Here is a 21405-nt window from a genome sequence, read left to right on the forward strand (position 1 = left end):
AACATACCCCTTGATGAGACATATATAACCTATATAGTACCAATGCATCGGATGCCGCTACGTCATCCGATCCGGAGACAGATGAATGACACCGAGCGCCGCAGTAGACGGACGACAGACGCTGATGGAGCGGGAAGCCGGGGAGGCGGCGGCGGCAGTTGCCACGATGCTGACCGCGAATCGTGACGCCTTCACGCAGATCGGCCAGCGCCTTCGCGCCTCGCCGCCCGCGGCGGTCGTGACATGCGCGCGCGGATCCTCGGACCATGCTGCCACTTACGCCAAATATCTGATCGAGACGAAGGCGGGTACGCCTACAGCGTCGGCCGCGCTGTCGATCGCGTCGCTCTATGACGCACCCGCGGTCGTCGGAAACCGGCTGTGCCTCGCAGTGTCGCAGTCGGGCAAAAGCCCCGACCTGCTTGCCGCCGTCGAACAGCAGCGCGACGCCGGCGCCTTTGTCGTCGCGCTTGTCAACGCCGGAGTGTCGCCGCTCGCGGGCCTCGCCGACATCGTGATTCCGCTATCGGCGGGAGTCGAACGTTCCGTCGCGGCGACAAAATCCTATATCGCCTCGCTGGCAGCTATCGCCGCGCTGGTCGCGGCGTGGGCCGAGGACGATGCGCTTGAAAGCGCGCTCACCACTCTTCCCGAACAGCTCGCGCAAGCATTCGCGCTCGACTGGTCGCCCGCGGTCACGTCGTTTCAGGGCGCGACAAATTTGTTCGTGCTAGGCCGCGGCTATGGCCTCGGCGTCGCGCAGGAAGCCGCGCTCAAGTTCAAGGAAACATCGGCGCTCCATGCCGAAAGCTTCAGCGCCGCCGAAGTGCGCCATGGCCCGATGGCGATCGTCGACGACGCATTTCACGTGTTGGCGTTCGGCGGCAGCGACCGCGCCGCGGCGAGCGTGCGCAGCACCGCAGACGAATTCCGCGGCCGCGGCGCAACCGTGTTGCTCGCCGATCCGGCTGGCGGCGACCTGCCCGCAATCGCGGCGCATCCCGCGATCGAGCCGATCCTGACGATCCAGAGCTTCTACCGCATGGCGAGCGCGCTCGGGCTCGCGCGCGGCTGCGACCCCGACTCGCCTCCGCACCTCAACAAGGTTACCGAGACTTTATGATCTTTCGTTTCCACAACGGCCGGGTCGCACTGCCGGGCGGCGCCGTCAACGCGGCGGATATCGCGATCGCCGATGGCGCCGTCGCCACGGTGTCGGCGCCTGGCACCGGTCGTGCCGATTTCGAGATCGACCTTGGCGGCGGCTGGCTCTTGCCGGGCTTCGTCGACACGCAGGTCAATGGCGGCGGCGGGGTGCTGTTCAACGACCAGGTCGATGTCGAGGCGATCGCCGCGATCGGCGCCGCGCATGCGCGTTTCGGCACCACCGCCTTCCTGCCGACGCTGATCAGCGACACGCCGGCGCAGATCGCGTCGGCGCTCGCTGCGGTCGATGCGGCGATCGCGCAAGGTGTGCCTGGCGTCGTCGGCATCCATATCGAAGGCCCGTTTATCAACGAGGTAAAACGCGGCATTCACGAGGCGCATCGCATCCGTCGCCTTGACGCTGATATATTGGCGACACTCACCGCGCCGCATCGCGGGCGCGTGATGCTGACGCTCGCCCCCGAGCTGTGCGACGAGAAGGATATTCGCACGCTGGTTCGCCACGGCGTGATCGTCAGCGCAGGGCATAGTGATGCGACCTATGACGAGGCGCAGCGCGCGATCGCCGCCGGACTGTCGGGCTTCACCCATTTGTTCAATGCGATGTCGCCGCTGCACCACCGCAATCCCGGCGCGGTCGGCGCGGCGTTCGATTCCGACACTTGGTGCGGGCTGATCGTCGACGACGTTCACCTGCACCCCGCGGTCGTCCGGCTCGCTATTCACGCCAAGGGCAGGGATCGCATCATGCTGGTTACCGATGCGATGCCGAGCGTCGGCACCGATGTCGGCGAATTCACGCTGCAGGGCAAGCGCATCGCAGTGAAGGACGGTGTCTGCATCTTCGAGGACGGGACGCTTGCGGGCACGCACCTCGACATGGCGTCAGCGTTGCGCAAAACGGTCGAGGTCACCGGCCTGCCCGTCCCCGAGGTGTCGGCGATGGCGACCGCGACACCGGCGGCCTTCCTGTCGCTACAGGATCGTATCGGGGCGATCGCGCCGGGGCAGCGGGCAGATTGGGTATGGCTCGATCCCAGGCTTGCGCTGCGCGCGACTTGGATCGGCGGGCGGATCATTTCGGAATCGGCACCGGACCTTGCTCAAGCCGCACAATGATACACAAGCCGCACGACAAGAAGCGGCGGAAGTTTTGGGGATTATACCGATGAGCCTGATTATCACCTCTCCGCTCAGAGGGTGGGCGACGACACTGGACGATGTCCCCGATCCGGTCTTTGCCCAGCGGATGATGGGCGATGGGGTCGCGATCCAGCCGCTCGGCGATACCGTCGTCGCGCCGTTCGATGGTGAGGTGGCGACGCTGCACGAGGCGGGCCATGCGGTGTCGCTGAGGAGCGCCGAAGGCGCCGAGATATTGATCCACATCGGGCTCGATACGGTGATGCTGAAGGGCGAAGGCTTCATCCCGCTCGTCGCAGTCGGCGACAGGGTGTCGCGCGGCGACCCGCTGATCCGCTTCGACCTCGACGCCGTAGCGCTCGCTGCGACCAGCCTGATCACGCCGGTAATCGTGACCAATGCCGAGGCCTTTGTCATCAGCCGCCGCACGACAGAGGCAGCCGTGGGCGCGTGCGAGACGCTGATGACGCTTGTGCCGGTGCAGGCCGAGGCGCGCCGCCGGTCGGATGACGGAACGCTGGTCGAGCAGACGGTAACGCTGTCTCTGCCGCATGGCATACATGCGCGGCCCGCCGCGCGGATCGGCGAGGCGGCGCGCGGCTTCGAGGCCGATGTGCATCTGGTGAAGGGCGACAGGCGTGGCGACGCGCGGAGCACGGTCGCGCTGCTCGCGCTCGACACTGCGTTCGGCGACGAGGTGGTCGTGCGGGCGCGCGGCGACGATGCCGAGGCGGCACTGGCCGCGGTCGTCGCGCTGCTTGCAACCGACATGGGCGAAGGAGCGACGGTCGCGCCGCGTTCTGTGCCGAAGGTTGCGACGGAGCCGCTGCGCGCCGGCCAAATCGGCGGCGTGATCGCGTCGCCCGGGCTGGCGATGGGACCGGCAGCGCGGCTGCGGCAGACCGAAATCGTGGTCGCGCGCGAAGGCGTCGGTGCCGCCGGGGAACGCGCCGCCTTACTTGAAGCGCGAAGCGAGGTTCGCGCCGGGATCGCAGCGCGTGCGGATGCAGCGAGCGGCAGCATCGCCGCGGTAATGCAGGCGCACCTCGCGCTGATAGACGATCCCGAACTGGTCGCGGCCGCTGAAAGCCGGATCGTGGCAGGAAACAGCGCCGGCTTTGCCTGGCGCGGCGCAATCCACGACCAGATCGACGCGATCCGCGCGACGGGCAACGCGCATTTGATCGAACGGATCGACGACCTCGTCGACATCGAACGGCAAATGCTCGGGGCACTGACCGGAACCTTGATCGATGGCGCCGAGATACCCGCCGGCGCGATCGTCGTCGCCGAAGATCTGTTTCCGTCGCAACTCGTCGCGCTGGCGGCAGCGAAGCCCGCGGGTCTCTGCCTCATCCGCGGCGGGCCCACGTCGCACATCGCAATCCTGTGTGCCGGCATGGGCCTGCCCGCGCTTGTCGCGATGGGACACGGGCTCGACGACGCCATTCAGGACGGGACGATGCTGCTGCTCGACGCCGAGACGGGGCATGTCACAGCCGCGCCCTCGCCCGCCGAGGCCGAACCGTTCGCGGCGCGTCTCGCCGCACGCGACGCCCGGCGCGAGGCGGCGCTGCAAGCCGCAAGGGAGGCCTGCCATAGCGCCGACGGTGTTCGCATCGAACTCTTCGCCAATATCGGCAGCGTCGACGAAGCACAGTTGGCGGCGGCACAGGGCGCCGAAGGATCGGGGCTCGTCCGCAGCGAGTTTCTCTTTCTCGATCGCGAGACCGCTCCCTCGGAGGACGAACAGCACACCGCCTATCAGGAGATCGCCGATGCGCTAGCGGAGAAGCCGGTCATCGTCCGCCTGCTCGACATCGGCGGCGACAAGCCCGCCGCCTATATCCCGATCGACGCCGAGGAAAATCCTGCGCTCGGCCAGCGCGGCATCCGCGTTGCGCTCGCACGACCCGACCTGCTCGATACGCAGCTCCGCGCGATCCTGCGCACCCGTCCCGCCGGCCAGTGCAGGATCATGATCCCGATGGTCGCGAGCGTCGATGAACTCAGGCAGGTGCGCGCGCACGTCGACCGGCTGCGTGGCGAGATGGGCATCGCGGAGCCTGTGGAAGTCGGCGTGATGGTCGAAACCCCCGCTGCGGCGATGACCGCCGACCTGCTCGCCGCCGAGGCCGATTTCCTGTCAATCGGTACCAACGATCTCACCCAATATGTACTCGCGATGGACCGCGGCAACCCGGCGGTCGCCGCCGGGGTCGACGCGATGCACCCCGCGGTGCTGCGCATGATCGGCGAAACCTGCCGCCTAGCTGCGGTCCATGGCCGCTGGGTCGGTGTGTGCGGCGGTCTCGCCTCCGATCCCGCAGCGCTACCGATCCTGGTCGGGCTAGGCGTCACCGAATTGTCGGCGGTTCCCGGCTTCGTCGCCGAAGCGAAGCAGATCGTCCGGGCCCTGACCCTTCCCGAAATGCGCGCGCATGCCGAGCTTGCGCTGCAATGCAAGTCGGCGGCCGAGGTTCGCGCGCTCGCCCGCGCATTCGAGGAGACACGAGGATGAGGAAGGTACTCGAAACGCTCCAGCCACTGGGTCGCGCGCTGATGCTGCCTATCGCGGTGCTGCCGATTGCGGGTCTGCTCCTGCGCATCGGTCAGCCCGACCTGCTCGACATCGCTTTCATCTCGGCTGCGGGCGCCGCGATCTTCGAAAATCTCGGCATTCTCTTCGCGATCGGCGTTGCGGTCGGCTTCGCGCGCGACGGCAATGGTGCCGCGGCGCTCGCCGGAGTGGTCTGCTATTTCGTCACCACGACCGGCGCGCAGACCTTCATGGTCGCACCGCCCGACGTTGGCGCGGGGCTTCCCGAAGCGGCGGCGACATTGACCGCAAAGCAATGGGCGGTAGGGCTCATCGACCGGCTTGAGGTGCCCGTCGGCATCATATCGGGGCTGATCGGCGGCCATTTCTACAATCGCTTCGCGACGATCGCGCTCCCCGAATATCTCGCTTTCTTTGGTGGCCGCCGCTTCGTGCCGATCGCCAGCGGAGTCGCAGGGCTGCTGCTCGCGGCACTGGTCGGCTACAGCTATGCGCATATCAGCGGCGCGATCGATGCCGCGAGCCGTGCGGTCGTGGCCTCGGGCGAGATCGGCCTCTTTGTCTATGGCGCGCTCAACCGGCTGCTGATCGTCACCGGGCTGCACCACATTATCAACAATGCCGCTTGGTTCGTCGTCGGCGATTTCGAAGGGGCGACGGGCGACCTGCGCCGCTTCTTCGTCGGCGATCCGACCGCCGGCGCCTTCATGAGCGGTTTTTTTCCGGTGATGATGTTCGGCCTGCCCGCCGCCTGCCTCGCCATGTATCACGAGGCGCGGCCCGAGCGGAAGAAGGCCGTCGGGGGCATGCTCTTCTCCCTCGCCTTCACCAGCTTTCTGACCGGAGTGACCGAACCTATCGAGTTCACGTTCATGTTCGTCGCGCCCTTGCTCTATGCGATCCATGCGGTGTTGACCGGGGTGTCGATGGCGCTGATGAACGCGCTGGACATCAAGCTCGGCTTCGGCTTTTCGGCGGGGCTGTTCGACTATGTCCTGAACTTCAGCCTCGCGACGCGACCGTGGTTGCTGCTGCCGATCGGCGCGGTCTATGCCCTACTTTATTACGGCCTGTTCCGCTTCTTCATCCGCCGTTTCGACCTGATGACTCCGGGGCGCGAGCGCGGCGCAGTCGTCGAGACCGCGACCGCATCGGCAGGCAGCTCACGCGGCGAGGCGTTCGTCGCGGCGCTCGGCGGTGCAGCCAATCTCGTCAGCGTCGACGCCTGCACCACCCGCCTGCGCCTGATCGTCGCCGATCAGGCCGCAGTCGACGATGCCGCGCTGTCGGTGCTGGGCGCGCGCGGCATCGTCCGCCCGTCCGAAAAGGCGGCGCAGGTCGTGCTCGGCCCCGTCGCCGATCTGGTCGCCGAGGAAATCCGCGGCGCGATGGCTGGAGGCGGCGTGGGAATTGCGCCGACCCGGGTACCGAAGAATGCCGCGTCTGACGCTAAGCTGCCTTCCAACATCCTCCTCGCACTGGGTGGCGACGGCAATGTACGAAGCGTCAGCGCACTTCATGGCCGGTTTCGCGTCGAGATCGTCGATCCGGAAGAGATCGTAGAAGGCCGGCTCGCACAATTGACACGCGGGATCGCCTATCCGCACCCAGACGTCTGTCACATCCTGATCTGAACAGGGCGATGGTCTTCCCGCCGTTTGCCCTTGGCGCTCGCCGTAGTTCTTCCGGAACCCGGCGGGCGCCGCTCCCGCGCTATTCGGCGGGCTGAGCCGCGCCGCGCGGCTGTTGCCGGTAAACGCGGACATGATCGATCTCGAACCGCGCGGGAAAGATCGCATCGTCGACCTCGCCGCCCATCGCGCCGCCGATGGCGAGGTTGAGCAGCAGATATTGCGGCTGATCGAACGGCCATTGCGCCGCACCCGTGCCGGCATTGACATAGCGGTGATAGGGTTTGCCATCGACCGCGATGCGGATTTCGCGCGTGGTCCACAGCATCTGATAATCATGGAAGGCATCGCACGCGTCGTCGACGCGCGTCTTGCCGCCATTGCCGAACGTGCCCGCGGTCGAGCGGTTGTGGATCGTCCCGAAGACGTCGCCCGGCATCTTGCCCACATGTTCCATGATGTCGATCTCGCCACCGTCGGGCCATGGAGCGTTCGCGCCCAATGTCCAGATCGCGGGCCATGACCCTTTGCCGCACGGCAGCCTCGCACGGACCTCGATCAGGCCATAGGTGAATTCCGCCTTGCCCTTGGTGATCAGCCGCGCCGACGTATAGCGTTGTCCACTGTGGTCGGCGCGGTCCGCGAGCGTCTCCTTGCGCGCAGTGATGATCAGCCGGCCGCCTTCGACGCGGGCGTTTTCGGGACGGTCGGCGGCGTAATATTGCAACTCGTCATTGTACCAACCCGCCTTGTTGGCGTGGGTGTCCCAGCTCCACCTGGCGGGATCGGGCGGGCCGTCGGTGTCGAATTCGTCGGCCCAGACGAGTTGGAAGCTGCCCTTCGCCGGTTCGTCGGCGGAAGTTGGCGAAGGTGCCGCGCAGAGAAGCAGGGTCAGGGATCCAGTCGCCAGCCGCATCGTCGCTCCTCCTCGGTAAACTGGTATTAGATTGATATCTTATTTGTTATTATAACATCATGCAATCGAGTCGTTTGGGGGAGACGCATGATGATCGGATTCCGCGCCGCTTTTCCGGCTGTCGCCGTCGCCATGGCCGTCGCGCCGGTAGCTGCCGAGGAGGAAGCCGGCGCGCCGCATATGCTCAACGAACCCACGGCGGGCTGGAACGTCCATGGCGCGGGGCAGACGCACAAGGCGCGCAAGGATGCCGCGGTGCAGGGCGGCAGCGCGATGCGCGTGACGATCCCCGCCAAACCCGCGAACCCGTGGGACATCGGCGCGTCGGTGCCGATCAAGGGCGGCATCGCGAAGGGCGACAGGCTGATCCTCGCCCTTTGGGTGCGGCTGGCCGAAGGCGGCGCCGACGGTCCCGCCGACCTTGGCGCCGCGATCCAGCAGAGCAGTCCCCCCTATGCGCCGATCGTGTCGGGACGCATCGCGATCACCGGCGAATGGAAGCTCGTCCACATAAAGGGCATCGCCGCCGAGGCGCATCCCGCGGGTCGGGCCAATGTCGCGCTGACGCTGGGCGACGCCGCGCGCACGATCGACCTGGGCCCGGCGTTCGTGATGAAAGCCGACTGAGCCGATCAGGCGGGCGACGACAGCTTCATCAGCACGAGCCCGCTGACGATCAGCAGCGCCGCGACGATACGCATCGCATTCGCCTGTTCGCCGAGGACCATGACACCGACGAGAAAGGCCCCCACCGCGCCGATCCCGGTCCAGATCGTGTAAGCGGTGCCGAGCGGCAGCGACTTCATCGACAGCGAGAGCAAGGCGAAGCTGACGATCATCGCGACGATGGTGATGGCCGTCGGCACCGGCCGCGTGAAGCCGTCCGACTGCTTCATGGCAAAGGCCCACACGACTTCGAAAATTCCGGCGATCGTCAGATAAATCCAGGCCATGACAGCCTCCTGCAAAAGGCTGCCGGGCCGTCCCGGACTTGGAAACCCGCAAGCTTGCGCGGGCGAGGACGTGGCCTCCTTTGGACGGCGGAGCTTTAGCAGCGGCGCGGCGCGGCAACAAGCGGGTGCAAAGCACGCCGCCGCTGCCGCCGCGAACTCACCTGCCGGGCGCGAGCCGCATCGCCGCGCCCCCGCCGGGCGCGAGCCACAGCCTGTAGGTGTCGCCCTTTTCCACCTTGACCGTGTCATAGGCGATCCGGTGACGCGCGTCGGTCAGATAGGTGGCCCCCTCGCCGTCCTTCCAGACCGTCGCGGTGTAGGTCTTGCCCGGTTCGAGGAAATCGAAGGTCAGCGTCAGCGTGCGTTCGGTCGCATCGTTGACGCCGCCGACATACCAGTCGGCGCTGGCGCGGTCCTTGCGTGCGAAGATCGCATAGTCGCCGACCTCGCCGGCAATCAGCCTGCTCTCCGCCCAGTCGGCCGGAACCTGCTTGATGAATTCCAGCTCGCGCGGATGCGCTTCCAGACTTTCGATGAAGTCGGCTGCCATCTGGATCGGCGAATAGATGGCGAGATAGAGACCGAGCTGCTTCGCGAGCGTCGAGGCGAAGGGCGCCTTGTTCGATCCCTCGAGGCTGAGCACGCCCGGGGTGTAGTCCATGGGTCCCGACAGCATGCGCGTATAGACGAGGGTCGGTTCATGGTCGGGGCCGCTGCCGAAATCGCTCCACGCATTATATTCCATGCCGCGCGCGCCCTCGCGCGCGACCCAGTTCGGATAAGTGCGGCGAAGCCCGGTATCCTTGATCGGTTCGTGAGGGTTGACCGCGATATGATATTTGGCTGCGGTTTCGACGACTTTCAGATGATGCTGCACCTGTCGCTGGCCGTCATGCCATTCCATGCGCGTCGTCCCGGGCATGTCGCCGGGCGCGATGATCCCGCCGGCGTCGGCGACATAGCCCGTCTTCACGGCCTTGACGCCAAGCTGGCCATACAGCTTCATCGCATCGTCGAGCTGCGCCTCGTAGACCGCAATATTGCCGCCGGTTTCATGATGGCCGATCAGCGTCACGCCCTTCTTTCGCGCGTAATCGGTGACCGCCTTGAGGTCGAAATCGGGATACGCCTCGGTGAAGCTGAATTCGTCGCCATGCCCGAACCAGTTGCCGTTCCAGCCCTTGTTCCAGCCCTCGACGAGCACGCCGCCGAAGCCGTGCTTCGCCGCGAAGTCGATATATTGCTTCGTCCGCCCGGTCGTCGCGCCATGCTGCGGCCCCTCGGCCCAGCTCCACGGACCGCGGATCATGCCCCACCAGATGCCGATATATTTCATCGGCTTCACCCAGCTCACATCGCCCAGCCTGTTCGGTTCGTTGAGGTTGAGTTCGAGGTCGCTTTCGACGAGCCCCGCGGCATTGTCGGCAATGCGCATGGTGCGCCAAGGCGTGTTGAACGGCAGATCGCGGATCACGCGCGGCCCCTGCGACGAGGGCGAAAGCGTCGCGCGGAACTTGCGCCCCTCGACGCGCTTGAACCACATGCCGGCATAGTCGACGAGCGCCGCCTCGTGGAACGCCAGATGCGTCCCGTCGTCGAGCCTCATCGTGATCGGGGTGTGCGCGGTCGCGACGCCCTCGATCGGCGTCTTTTGATAGATCTGCTCGTAGCGGTTCCACTCGCCGCCGGTGATCCACCAAGCCGTGCCTTCGGGGGCGATGTCGAATTCGGTGAACTCGTCGCCGATCTTCGCGGTCTTGAGCCCCGCCTGTTCGGGCAGTTCGTAGCGGAAGCCGATGCCGTCGTCGAACAGGCGAAAGCGGACGTTCATCGCGTGCCCGCCCCAGCTTTCATTCTGGCGGAAGCGCACGAGCAGTTCGTTATGCCGGTCGCGGACGAAGCGGCGTTCGCCCCACGGCTGTTCCCAGCGCGTGTCGCCGCTCGCGCGCTCCGAGCCCGCGATGGCGAAGCCGCGTTGCAGGCCGATCCCGTCGGTCAGCGTGAAGCCGAGCTTCGACGGGGCGATCAGGAGCTTGCCCTTGCGCGACAGCGACCAGGTCGGACGCTGGTCGCTGTCAGTCGCGACGGTGAGGACGATGCTGCCGTCGGGCGAGGTCGCGGTCAGCGGCGCTTCCTGCGCGGCAGCGGGAGCCGCGACAGCGGCGGCGAGGAGCAACAGGTTACGCATCAGTTCGTCTCTTTCATTTCGAGCCAGAGCGCGCCGGCGGCGGGCAATCGAGCCGCGTCGGCGCCATTCACGGCCAGCAGCACGCTACCGCCGGCGGTATGCGCGGCGACGTTCGCAGGCGCCGCGCCGAAATTGAAGAGGCAGCGGATATGCTGCCCGTCCGTTACCCGGTCGAAGCCGAGCAGATCGCCCTCGACCACCCAACGGGTATTTGCGCCCCCGCGCAGCGCGGAGTTCGCGGCGCGCAGGGCAATCAGCCGGCGCGTGTGCGCGAGCATCGAGTTCGGGTCTTCATCTTGCCGGTCGACCGCGAGCGCGGCATGCGTCGCGCCGAGCGGCAACCACGGTTCGGCGTCGGAAAAGCCGGCGTGTGCCGCCCCCGCGACCCACGGCAGCGGCGTCCGCGCACCGTCGCGCGACAGCGTCAGCGGCCAGTTCTTGAGCGCTTCGGGATCCTTGACCAGCTCGAACGGGATATCGACCTGATCGAGCCCCAGTTCCTCGCCATTATAGAGGATGATGTTGCCGCGCAGCGCGCAGAGCAGCGCCATCTTCATCCGCGCAAACGCCTGCGGGTCGACTCCCCCGGGAGTCCAGCGCGACACCGCGCGCGGCGCGTCGTGATTTTCGAACGCCCAGCTCGGCCAGCCCGTCCCCGGTGCGTCGGGCCAGGCGTCGGCGGCCTCGCGCACCAGCCCGGGCGTCAGCCGGTCGGCGTAGAGGAAGTTGAAGCCATAGGCGCTGTTGAGCCGCCCCTCGCCTTCGGTGAAGCTCTTCATCTCGCGCAGCGCATCGTCGCCGCCGACTTCGGCGACGGTGAAACGGCCCGGGTAGCGATCGGTCAGCGCGCGGATGCGTTCGAGGAACAGCGGGATGTCGGGGTGCGATTGGTTGTAGATTTTCTGTTGGAAGTCGAACGGTCGGGTACGCGGCTTGTTCGATGGCGCCGCGGGCGGATTGTCGCGCAATTCGGGATCGTGCATCGAGAAGTTGATCGCATCGATGCGGAAACCGTCGACGCCGCGGTCGAGCCAGAATTGCACGACGCCCAGCAGCGCATCCTGCACCGCGCGGTTATGGACGTTGAGCTGCGGCTGGCTGGCGAGGAAATTGTGCAGATAATATTGGCCGCGCCGCGCGTCCCATGTCCATGCCGGCCCGCCGAACACCGACTGCCAGTTCGTCGGCGGCGAGCCGTCGGGCTTCGCGTCGGCCCAGACATACCAGTCGGCCTTGTCGCCATGCTTGCTTGCCCGGCTTTCGGCGAACCATCGGTGCTGGTCGGAGGTGTGCGCGAAGACGAGATCGGTGGTGACCTTCAGCCCCAGCGCATGCGCCTTTTCGACCAGCGCATCGAAATCGGCGAGCGTCCCGAAAATCGGGTCGACGCCGCAATAATCGGCGATGTCATAACCGAAATCGTCCATCGGCGAGGGGTAGAAGGGCGACAGCCAGATCGCATCGACCCCGAGCGACGCGATATGGTCGAGCCGCGCGGTGATGCCGGCGAGGTCGCCGATGCCGTCGCCGTTCGAATCGGCGAAGCTGCGGGGGTAGACCTGATAGATCACCGCGCCTTTCCACCATGGAGCCGGGGTGGTGGCCGGAATCGGGGCCTGAACGAGGGGCTGGTTCGTCGTCACACGCACTTTCGCTTATTCGCTGGCCTGGCAGATGATCGTGCCGAAGGCGGGGAGAGAAAGATGGAGGCTGCCCGGCGCGACGGGTGCCGCGGGGCAGTCGCCGTGGAGCGCGGTAAAGCCCGCGCTTTTCATATCGATGGCAATGTTGGCCGACAGCGGCGCCGCCGACGTGTTGAAGGCGAGCAGCACTTCGCGGCCGGTTTCGGGATCGAAGCGCGATATCGCGAGCAGGCCGGGCTTGTCGGAAAAGGCGCGGACCCTGGTCGTGCCGCGCGTCAAGGCGGGGGTCTTGCGCCGGATTTCGGACAGCGCCGCGATATGGCGATAGAGCGGGTGCGCGCGGTCGAAATTGGCGGTCGCAGTCGTCGCGTCGCTGCCGATCAGGTCGTTGTCGTTATAGGCGGCGACCTTTGACGCGAACATATCCTCGCGCGCGAGCTGGTCCTTGTCGTCCGACACGAACCCCTGCTCGTCGCCATAATAGATGGTCGGGACGCCGCGCAGCGTCAGCAGCATCGCATGGCCGAGCATGACGCGTTGCAGCAGTTCGGCCTCGCTCGCCGCCGGGTTCGCAGCTTTCACGAACATTGCGAAGCGGCCCATGTCGTGGTTGCCGAGAAAGGTCGGCAGTTCTTGCGCCGCCCCTGCTCCGCCCTTGTAGAGCGCGTCGCCGTCGAACAGCTTCGCGAACTGGTCCGTCCCTTTCGTCCCGCTGACGGCATCGATCGCGGCACGCGCGAAACCGAAGTCGAGCACCGCGGGCAGCCCCGCCGCATGCGTGTACCAGGCGAGCGCGCCGGGATCGACGGCGTCGACATAGACTTCGCCGAAGATGTGGAAATTGGGGATGCCGCGCGCCTTGGCGCGCGCCTGCATCGCAGGGACGAAGGCCTGCCAGAATTCGGGGTTCACATGCTTGGCGGTATCGATGCGGAAGCCGTCGATGCCGAATTCGTCGATCCAGCGGCCGTAGATGTCGATGAAGCCCTGCACGACGCGCGGATGTTCGGTCGCGAGGTCGTCGAGGCCGGCGAAGTCGCCGTACAGCGCGGACTCGCCGACCCAGTCGCTGTTGCCGCGGTTGTGGTAGTAGATCGGATCGTTCAGCCACGCGGGGACCTTCACCCGCTCCTCGCCCTTCGGCACGACGGGCGTGTAGGCGAAGGCGGGGTCGGTCAGTTTCTGCCAGTTTTCGGCATCGGCGACATGATCGCCGGCGAAGTCCGGATTGATCGCCGCGCCATCGGTACCGCCGCGCCGCGAGAAGGGATAGTCGGCAAGGCTGCGGTAGCGGAAGCCACCGGCGGCATCTTCCTTGTAGGCGATCACATCGGCGGTGTGGTTGGCGATGATGTCCATATAGACCTTCATCCCGCGCGCATGCGCCGCGTCGACGAACGCCTTGAATTCCGCGTTGGTGCCGAAATGCGGATCGACCTGCGTGAAGTCGGTGACCCAATAGCCGTGATAGCCCGCGCTTTCGTCGCCCTTCGGTCCCTGTACGGGCTTGTTCCTGAAGATCGGGGCAAACCAGATCGCGGTGGCGCCGAGACCCTCGATATAGTCGAGGCGTTTCGTCAGGCCCGCAAGGTCGCCGCCGTGGAAGAAGCCCTTGGCCGTGGGGTCGTAGCCGGTCGCGAGCCGATCGCCCTTCAGCCCGCCGCGATCATTCTTCGGATCGCCATTCTCGAAACGGTCGGGCAGTACGAAATAGATGATTTCGTCCTCGGGCGGGCGCTGGCGGAAATCCGCCGCCGGCGCGGTGCCCGAGAGGCTCATCGCGATGATCGATGCGAGCAAACTCATGCGGGCACTCCTGCCGCGCAATGCTGCGCGATAAACTCTTCGTGGCCGGGAAGATGCGACGCGGTGCGCGCGACGATCGTTTCGATGTCGGCGAAAAAGCCCGCCAGTTCGTCGCCGGTGAGCTGGTCGGCCATCGGGTGATAACCGCCGGGCATGATATTCTGCCCCGTCAGCACCTGAAACCAGCCGATTTCGATGAATAGCTCGTCGCTCTCACGGACGATCTGGCCTTGGCCTTTGAACAGCTCGATCTTCTGCGCCAGCGTTTCGGGAATGCCCATCTCGCGACACCGGATCCAGAAGGGCGCGTCGGTGCGCTGGTTGGCGTGATAGTGGAGGATGACGAAGTCGCGGATGCGCTCGTAATCGAAACGGACGCGCCGGTTATAGGCATCGATGTTGGCGGCGTCGAAATCGCGCCCCGGAAAATGCGCGAGCAGCCTGGCGATGCCGTTCTGGATCAGGTGGATGCTCGTCGATTCGAGCGGTTCGAGGAAGCCCGAGGCGAGGCCGAGCGCGACGACGTTGGCGTTCCACGCCTGTGCGCGCATCCCGGTCCGGAAGCGGAGCGTTCGCGGATCGGCGAGCGGGCGGCCTTCGACATTGGCGAGGAGGGTCGCGGTCGCCTCGTCCTCGCTGATGAAGTCGCTGCAGAAGACATGACCGTTGCCAGTCCGGTGCTGGAGCGGGATGCGCCATTGCCAGCCGGCCTTGTGCGCGATCGCCTGCGTATAGGGGCGCGCGGGGCCGGCATTTTCGCTCGGCACCGCGATCGCGCGGTCGCAGGGGAGCCAGTGCGTCCAGTCCTCGAACTCCGTTTCGAGCGCACCCTCGATCAGCAGCGCGCGAAAGCCCGAGCAGTCGATGAAGAGCTCGCCTTCGATCGCGGTGCCATTGTCCAGCACGACGGCTTCGACACGGCCGCTCTGGCCGTTGCGGCGGACGCCGGCGATCTTGCCTTCGGTCCGCTCGACGCCTGCGGCTTCGGCAATCTTGCGCAGCCAGGTGGCATAGAGCGCGGCGTCGAAATGAAAGGCGTAGGCGATGCCGTCGAGGCCGGTGTCGGGTATCCGCGGCAACCGCGCGAAGCGGTTTGCGTGCGCCGCGGTCTCGTTCAGCGAATAGTCGCCGAGCCGCCCGGCGACGCCCTCGTTCCGGCCGCGGAGCCAATATTGCTGGAACGGCAGCATGCCGAGGCTGCGCCCGATCTGCCCGAAGGCGTGCATATAGGTGTCGCCGATCCGCCCCCAGTCGTGGAACCGGATACCGAGCTTGAAGGTCCCGCCGGTTTCGCGAATGAACTCATTCTCGTCGATGCCGATCAGCGCGTTGAACAGGCGGATCGCGGGGATGGTCGCCTCGCCGACGCCGACGGTGCCGATCGCGTCGCTCTCGACCAGGCGGATCGACAGATGGTCCATCGTCCGCGACAGCGCCGCGGCGGCCATCCAGCCCGCGGTTCCGCCGCCGACGATCACCACCTTCGTGATGCGACTGTCGCCCACCCTGTCCCTTCCCTCTCGTCCGGTAGCGGGCCGGTCCTGCCGGCCGGCCCGCCGATCCCGTCAGAATTTATAGGTGATACCGGCCATGAAGTTGCGACCATAATTCTGATAGTCGCGGATCTGGCGCGGGTCGTTGTTGTAATAGGTCACGAACGGCTCGTTCGTCAGGTTCGACGCCTGCAGCAGGACGCCCAGCCCCTCGAGCGCGCCGCTCTGGAAGGTATAGCCGACCTGCGCGTCGACGACGAATTCGCTCTTCGCCATGAACATGTCGCGCGCGAGGCTGATCGTCGAAACCTCGGCGAGGAATTTCGAGCGGTAGCGGCCCGACGCCCGCACCTGGAAGCCGTCCTTTTCGAAATAGGCGGTGCCGTTGATGACCCATTTCGACAGGCCGGGCATCGAAATCGGATTCTCCGTGCCTTCGCGCACGCGGCTCTTGGTATAGGAGGCGCTGCCGAGCACGCCGAAGCCGTCGAGCGACTGGGTGAGGTTCGCGAAGGGCAGCGAGAACGAGGCCTCGGCGCCGTAGACGCGGCCGGCATTGCCGTTCAGCCACTGCTTGCTGAGACCGGCGCGGGTGCCCACCGAGCCGCCGTCGGGAACCTCGAAGTCCGAGAAGTCGAACGGATTGACCTGACGGTAGATGTAATTTTCGAGATATTTGTAGAAGCCGCCGATCGACACATAGCCGCCCTGCCCGAAATATTTCTCGAGCCCGACGTCGAGCGTGTCGGCCATGAGCGGACGCAGCTTCGCATTGCCGAGGTCGAGCGACCAGGGCGAATTGTTGACGTCGGTCTGATCGCGCTTCGACGTGTCGAAATTGACGCCGCCGCCGGGCTTCAGCTGGTCCATGCGCGCACGCGCCAGCACCCGCGCCGCGCCGAAGCGCAGGAAGGTGTTGTCGGCGAATTCGATCGACAGGTTCAGGCTGGGCAGGATGTCGGTATATTTGTCGCCGTCGGTGACCGGGGTCGACTGGGTCACGCCGCCGACGACCTGCGCATAGAAGCTCGACCCCGTCTGGTCCGAATGAACGATCTGGACGCCGACATTGCCGCGGATCGGCGTGCTGCCCGCGTCGGCGTCGAAATTCGCCTGCACGAAGCCGGTCAGCACCTTTTCGCGGATCGTATAGTCGTTGAACACACGCGCGGGATCGAACCCGGCACCGTCGGTCAGCTCGTAATTGCCGTCATTGTAGAAACGCCAGCTATCGAACGCGACCATGCCGGGGATGCCGATGAAACCGAGGGATACCGGATCATAGAGATAGTCGGAGGGGACCGGGGTGTTCGCCGGATAGTTGAGGCTGGTCAGCACGAAGCCCCGGTCGTCGAGGCTCTTCTTGCGGTCCGAATAATTGCCGCCGACGCGAATGCTGCTGAGCACGCCGTCCAGTTCCTGCGTTGCCTGCAGGCGCAGCGATTTCAGCTCGTCCTTGACCTTGGGCGTGTTGACGAAGCCGTCCTGACAATTCGGCACAGCCCCGCCGCAGCTGTTCCAGCCCTGCGGATCGGTGATCACGAACAGATTGGGGTCGGAATAGTCGAGCGAGGGATCGAACATGATGCCGCCCTTCGGCCGCATCTGAAAGCCGAGCGCGGTTTCGCGCGCGCCGACGCCCGCGCCGCGGCCGGTACCGAGGTAGATTTCGAGATTTTCCTCGGTCTTCTTGATCCGTGAATAGCCGAGGTCGAGTTCGAGCGTCAGCTTCTCGTTGGGCTTGAACTGCGTGTTCCAGCCGCCCGCGATGATCGTCGAGTCGCGATGGACGACGTCGTTGCGCATCACCGCCTCGGTGCCGGTCCATGTGCCCGAGGTCACGAGGCCGTCCTCGACGGTGAAGCCCGGTTCGAGCGTCGAATTGCCCCATGCGAGCGGGAATTCGATCCCGCGCAGGCGCTGCTCATCCTTGAACTTCGACCAGTAGCCGTCGATCGTCGTGTGGAATTTGTCGCTCGGTTCCCATTCGACGACCGCCATCACGCCGTCGCGCTTCAGCTCGTTCGACTTCACATAGGGCTTGGCGCCGCCGATCAGGAAGGCGGTGTCGGTGCCGTTGGTGGCGGCGGGATAGCCCCAAGCGTTGAAGCGTTCCTCGGCGGTCGGCGACTGCATGCGCGCATAGCCGATCGCCCAGCCGAGCGTGCCGTCGGCATTCTGGTCGATATAGGAGATATTGGCGCGATAGCCCTTGTTCGAAATATCGGGATTAAGCTTGCCGAGGTCGTTGACCTCGAAACGCGCGCCGGCCGCGATCGTGCGCTTGCCGTACGCCAGCGGGCGTACCGTGCGCATATCGATCGTGCCGCCGATCGCCTGCCCGATCAGCGAGGCATCGGGGGTCTTGTAGACGATGGCGCCGTTCAGCAGCTCGGACGGATATTGGTCGAGTTCGACGCCGCGGTTGTTGCTGGCCGACACCTGTTCGCGGCCGTTGAGCAGGGTCGTGGTGAAATCGGGCGCGAGGCCGCGGATCGACACGACATTGGCGCGGCCGTCGAGGCGCTGCGTCGCGAGGCCCGGCAGGCGCGACAATGATTCGGCGATCGAGAGGTCGGGCAGCTTGCCGATGTCTTCGGCCGAGACGACCTCGACGATCGAGGTGTTGGCCTTCTTGGCCTGAACCGAATTGTTGATCGCGCCGCGAATGCCGCTGACGACGATCTCGCCTTCGGCCGGCGCTTCGTCGACGGGCGCGGTGGCGGCGTCCTGCGCGATCGCGGCGCCCGGCACGAAAACGGTCAAGGCAAGGCCGAGCGCGATGGCGCTGGCACCGCGGCGAAGATTGGTCGGCATGGTCATAGTGGCTCCCCTGGCACGGACGGGTGGTCTTGACCCATGCGTCGGGAGGGGGACGCGGCGCGTCCGTCAGGCTCCTCTCCAACATATGGGCTTTCCCATCTTGAGCCTCGCAATTGAAACCAATCACGGCGCGCCGCCATAGGGTATACGTATACGCATAATATGCAGGCGCACCGACTGTCGCAGAAATGCAACGGATTCGGCAACGAAAACCGGGGGCCCGGTTTCGTGCAAATTCTTGGCATCGACCGGACCAATCGCTAGTCTCCGGCATCGGCGGCGGCCATCGACAAGGCCGCGGCGTCAGGGAGAGAGACATGGGGCGCCAGCCCTCGGCCAAGCCGACGAGTTTCGACATCGCCTATCTGGCGGGCGTCTCGCAGCCCACGGTGTCGCGCGCGCTGCGCGGGAGCAAATCGGTCAGCGCCGCGACCCGCGCCAACATCGAACGCATCGCGCGCGAGCTCAATTACACCGTCGACAAGAACGCATCGAGCCTGCGCTCGCAGCGCACCCACACGCTCGCCCTGCTCTTTTTCGAGGATCCGACCCCCGACGAATCGATGATCAACCCCTTCTTCCTGTCGATGCTGGGGTCGATCACGCGCGAATGCGCGCGGCGCGGATATGATTTGCTGATCAGTTTCCAGCAGATGCACAACGACTGGCACGTCGCCTATCAGGACAGTCACCGGTCGGACGGGATCATCCTGCTCGGTTATGGCGACTATCAGCTCTATCTCACCAAGCTCGAGCATCTGGTCGAGATGGGGACGAAGTTCGTGCGCTGGGGATCGGTGTCCGAGGAGGGCATCGGGCTGACCGTCGGGTCGGACAATGTCGGCGCGGGCGAACAGGCGGGCGCGCATCTGATCGAAATCGGGCGCCGGAATATCGCCTTCCTTGGCGACGCGTCGGACCATGCGCCCGAATTCCAGGACCGGTACGACGGGCTTTGCCGCGCGATGCGCGCCGCCGGGCTCGATCCCGATCCGGCGCTGCAGCGCGATGCGGTGTCGTCGGAGGATTCGGGCTATGCCGCCGCGACGTCGTTGCTCGCGGGCGCACAGCCCTTCGATGCGATTTTCGCCGCGAGCGACCTGATCGCGATCGGCGCAATGCGCGCGCTGACCGAAGCGGGTCTCCGCATGCCGCACGATGTCGCGATCATCGGCTTCGACGATATCCCCGCCGCCAGCCTGACCTCGCCGACGCTGACCACGCTGATGCAGGATATGAAGGGCGCGGGGACGTTGCTCGTCGACGCGCTGCTCGCGCGGATCGAGGATCGGCCGGTGGAGCAGAGGATATTGCCCGCGCGGCTGATCCGGCGACAGAGTACCGCGGTCCAGGGAAGCTCCGGGGGGCGGCTCGGGGCGGTTTTCTGACTCGCCGCCCCCAATCCGCGTGTCCTACTCCCGCGCGTCGAACGCCATCCGCGCCCTTGCCACTCTTTCCAGATTGGCCTCCGCCCAGACCCACACGCCGCAAAAGGCTTCGCCGAGACTGTGACCGAGGTCGGTCAGGCAATATTCGACCTTGGGCGGAACCACGGGGTAGACCGTGCGCACCAGCAGGCCGTCGCGCTCCATCTGACGCAAGGTCTGCGTCAGCATCTTCTGGCTGATGCCCGGAACGCGCCGCGACAATTCGGTGAAGCGGCAGGTTCCGTGATCCTCCAGCTCCTCGAGAACGAGCAGCGTCCATTTGTCGGCGACTCGGCCGATCAGCTCGTTGACGAGCGTTTCGACGCGCGGGTCGACCGGCGCGTTCGGATCGTATGAAATTTTCTGGGGCGTGGACATCGCGGAAAATCCAAATCTCTCTTTTCGGTAACTATGGCACTTTCATGTGCCTTCTTTCTTTTGGAGAGCATAGCGATATCCAAGCCTTCTCACCACCCCAAAGGAGGCAAATATGAAAACCACAGGCAACACCATCCTCGTCACCGGCGGGGGTTCGGGCATCGGGCTGGCGCTCGCGCAGCGCTGGCACGACGCGGGCAACAAGGTCATCGTCACCGGGCGCAATGCCGCGAAGCTGGACGCGGCGATCGCGGGCCGGCCGAATATGTCGGCGGTCGCGCTCGACGTCACCGATGCGGACGGGATTGCGGCCTTTGCGAAGGAGATCGTCGCCAGGCATCCCGGACTGAATGTGCTGGTCAACAATGCCGGCATCATGAGCGCCGAAGATGCGGGCGCAAGGCGCGATCTGACGCAGGCGGAGGCGACGGTCGTCACCAACATCCTCGGCCCGATCCGGCTGATCGACGCGCTCATCGACCATCTGGCGGCACAAGCGGACAGCGCGATCGTCAATGTGACCTCCGGCCTCGCCTTCGTCCCCTTCCCCAAGGCGCCGACCTATTCGGCGACCAAGGCGGCGATGCACAGCTATTCGGTCGCGCTGCGCATCCAGCTCGAGGGCAAGGTCGAGGTGATCGAGCTGGCGCCGCCCGCGGTTCGCACCGACCTGACCCCCGGCCAGTCGACGCGCGAGGGCTATATGCCGCTGGATGAGTTCGCCGACGAGGTGATGGCATTGTTCGCGGTGGAGCCGACGCCGGAAGAAATCCTGGTGCAGAACGTCCTGCCGCTGCGCAACGCCGAGGCGAGCGGGACGGTGCCGCAGGTTCTGGAGCGGCTGAAGACGCTGTAAACCGCCCGCAAAGGGCCGTTTGTCGCCGGGACTGGCGCAAACGGCCCTTTGCCACTATATGGCCGCGCATCATGCAGATTCCCGGCCATATCGACCCCGTCACGACGGGCACCGTTCCGCTGCGCGGCGGCAACCGCATCGACCTCGTCGGACTGACCCGCGACGCGATCGGCGGTGTGCTGGTCGAAGCGGGGCTCGACGCGAAGGCGGCGAAGCTGCGCGCCAAGCAGATCTGGCACTGGATCTATCACCGCGGCGTCACCGATTTCGAGGCGATGACCGATATCGCCAAGACGATGCGCCCGTGGCTGACCGACCGCTTCATCATCGGCCGCCCGACGGTGCGCGAGGCGCAGGTGTCGAGCGACGGCACGCGCAAATGGCTGCTCGCCGCCGCCGACGGCCAGGAATATGAGATGGT

General features: G+C 65.8%; 15 protein-coding genes and 1 pseudogene. 8 read left to right on the plus strand and 8 right to left on the minus strand.

The window, feature by feature from the left end:
- The first annotated feature begins 85 nt into the window (after positions 1–85).
- Genes JHC57_RS03970 through nagE form a run of 4 tightly spaced genes read left to right on the plus strand, consistent with a single transcriptional unit; the run spans position 86 to position 6504 of the window.
- Complete coding sequence (locus JHC57_RS03970; protein ID WP_294028748.1) at positions 86–1123, plus strand: SIS domain-containing protein; 1038 nt, start codon at positions 86–88, stop codon at positions 1121–1123.
- Positions 1120–2286 carry an N-acetylglucosamine-6-phosphate deacetylase gene (gene nagA / locus JHC57_RS03975; RefSeq protein WP_294028749.1) on the plus strand — a complete coding sequence of 389 codons (1167 nt, stop codon included), beginning with the start codon at positions 1120–1122 and terminating at the stop codon, positions 2284–2286. The genes JHC57_RS03970 and nagA overlap by 4 nt, the downstream gene beginning before the upstream one ends.
- A 49-nt stretch (positions 2287–2335) precedes the next feature.
- The gene (gene ptsP / locus JHC57_RS03980; RefSeq protein ID WP_294028750.1) at positions 2336–4831 is read left to right on the plus strand and encodes a phosphoenolpyruvate--protein phosphotransferase; all 2496 of its coding nucleotides are present in this window, start codon (positions 2336–2338) and stop codon (positions 4829–4831) included.
- Positions 4828–6504 carry an N-acetylglucosamine-specific PTS transporter subunit IIBC gene (gene nagE, locus JHC57_RS03985; protein WP_294028751.1) on the plus strand — a complete coding sequence of 559 codons (1677 nt, stop codon included), beginning with the start codon at positions 4828–4830 and terminating at the stop codon, positions 6502–6504. Before ptsP ends, nagE begins: the two co-directional genes overlap by 4 nt.
- A 79-nt stretch (positions 6505–6583) precedes the next feature.
- On the opposite strand, the gene JHC57_RS03990 is transcribed toward nagE, so the two are convergent.
- Positions 6584–7417, minus strand: coding sequence for a glycoside hydrolase family 16 protein (locus tag JHC57_RS03990; protein WP_294028752.1), 834 nt, complete (start codon positions 7415–7417; stop codon positions 6584–6586).
- A gap of 87 nt (positions 7418–7504) precedes the next feature.
- Between JHC57_RS03990 and JHC57_RS03995 the strand changes: the two genes are divergently transcribed.
- A complete protein-coding gene (locus JHC57_RS03995) occupies positions 7505–8044 on the plus strand; it encodes a hypothetical protein (protein WP_294028753.1) in 540 nt (179 codons plus the stop codon).
- 5 nt (positions 8045–8049) lie between these two features.
- Here JHC57_RS03995 and sugE read toward each other — a convergent pair whose 3' ends face one another.
- The 6 genes from sugE to JHC57_RS04025 all read right to left on the minus strand — a co-directional run bounded on the left by sugE (position 8050) and on the right by JHC57_RS04025 (position 18323).
- On the minus strand, positions 8050–8370 hold the full coding sequence (gene sugE / locus JHC57_RS04000) for a quaternary ammonium compound efflux SMR transporter SugE (RefSeq protein ID WP_294028754.1): 321 nt from the start codon (positions 8368–8370) through the stop codon (positions 8050–8052).
- A gap of 157 nt (positions 8371–8527) precedes the next feature.
- Positions 8528–10558: a glycoside hydrolase family 97 protein gene (locus tag JHC57_RS04005; protein WP_294028755.1), complete on the minus strand. Its 2031-nt coding sequence runs from the start codon at positions 10556–10558 to the stop codon at positions 8528–8530.
- On the minus strand, positions 10558–12201 hold the full coding sequence (locus JHC57_RS04010; protein WP_294028756.1) for an alpha-amylase family glycosyl hydrolase: 1644 nt from the start codon (positions 12199–12201) through the stop codon (positions 10558–10560). Before JHC57_RS04010 ends, JHC57_RS04005 begins: the two co-directional genes overlap by 1 nt.
- Before the next feature lie 12 nt (positions 12202–12213).
- The gene (locus JHC57_RS04015; protein WP_294028757.1) at positions 12214–14007 is read right to left on the minus strand and encodes an alpha-amylase family glycosyl hydrolase; all 1794 of its coding nucleotides are present in this window, start codon (positions 14005–14007) and stop codon (positions 12214–12216) included.
- The gene (locus JHC57_RS04020; protein ID WP_294028758.1) at positions 14004–15512 is read right to left on the minus strand and encodes a tryptophan halogenase family protein; all 1509 of its coding nucleotides are present in this window, start codon (positions 15510–15512) and stop codon (positions 14004–14006) included. Before JHC57_RS04020 ends, JHC57_RS04015 begins: the two co-directional genes overlap by 4 nt.
- Positions 15513–15572: 60 nt before the next feature.
- Complete coding sequence (locus JHC57_RS04025; RefSeq protein ID WP_294028759.1) at positions 15573–18323, minus strand: TonB-dependent receptor; 2751 nt, start codon at positions 18321–18323, stop codon at positions 15573–15575.
- Positions 18324–18640: 317 nt separating this feature from the next.
- Here JHC57_RS04025 and JHC57_RS04030 point away from each other — a divergent pair, with 317 nt between their 5' ends.
- Positions 18641–19711: a LacI family DNA-binding transcriptional regulator gene (locus JHC57_RS04030; RefSeq protein ID WP_294028760.1), complete on the plus strand. Its 1071-nt coding sequence runs from the start codon at positions 18641–18643 to the stop codon at positions 19709–19711.
- Positions 19712–19735: 24 nt separating this feature from the next.
- Here JHC57_RS04030 and JHC57_RS04035 read toward each other — a convergent pair whose 3' ends face one another.
- Positions 19736–20128 carry a helix-turn-helix domain-containing protein gene (locus JHC57_RS04035; protein ID WP_294028761.1) on the minus strand — a complete coding sequence of 131 codons (393 nt, stop codon included), beginning with the start codon at positions 20126–20128 and terminating at the stop codon, positions 19736–19738.
- A 112-nt stretch (positions 20129–20240) separates the two neighbouring features.
- Here JHC57_RS04035 and JHC57_RS04040 point away from each other — a divergent pair, with 112 nt between their 5' ends.
- Positions 20241–20984, plus strand: coding sequence for an SDR family oxidoreductase (locus tag JHC57_RS04040; RefSeq protein WP_294028762.1), 744 nt, complete (start codon positions 20241–20243; stop codon positions 20982–20984).
- Positions 20985–21055: 71 nt separating this feature from the next.
- Positions 21056–21405: pseudogene (locus JHC57_RS04045) on the plus strand (23S rRNA (adenine(2503)-C(2))-methyltransferase RlmN); the annotation flags it as partial.

The organism is Sphingopyxis sp. (assembly GCF_016463645.1).
GTDB lineage: Bacteria > Pseudomonadota > Alphaproteobacteria > Sphingomonadales > Sphingomonadaceae > Sphingopyxis.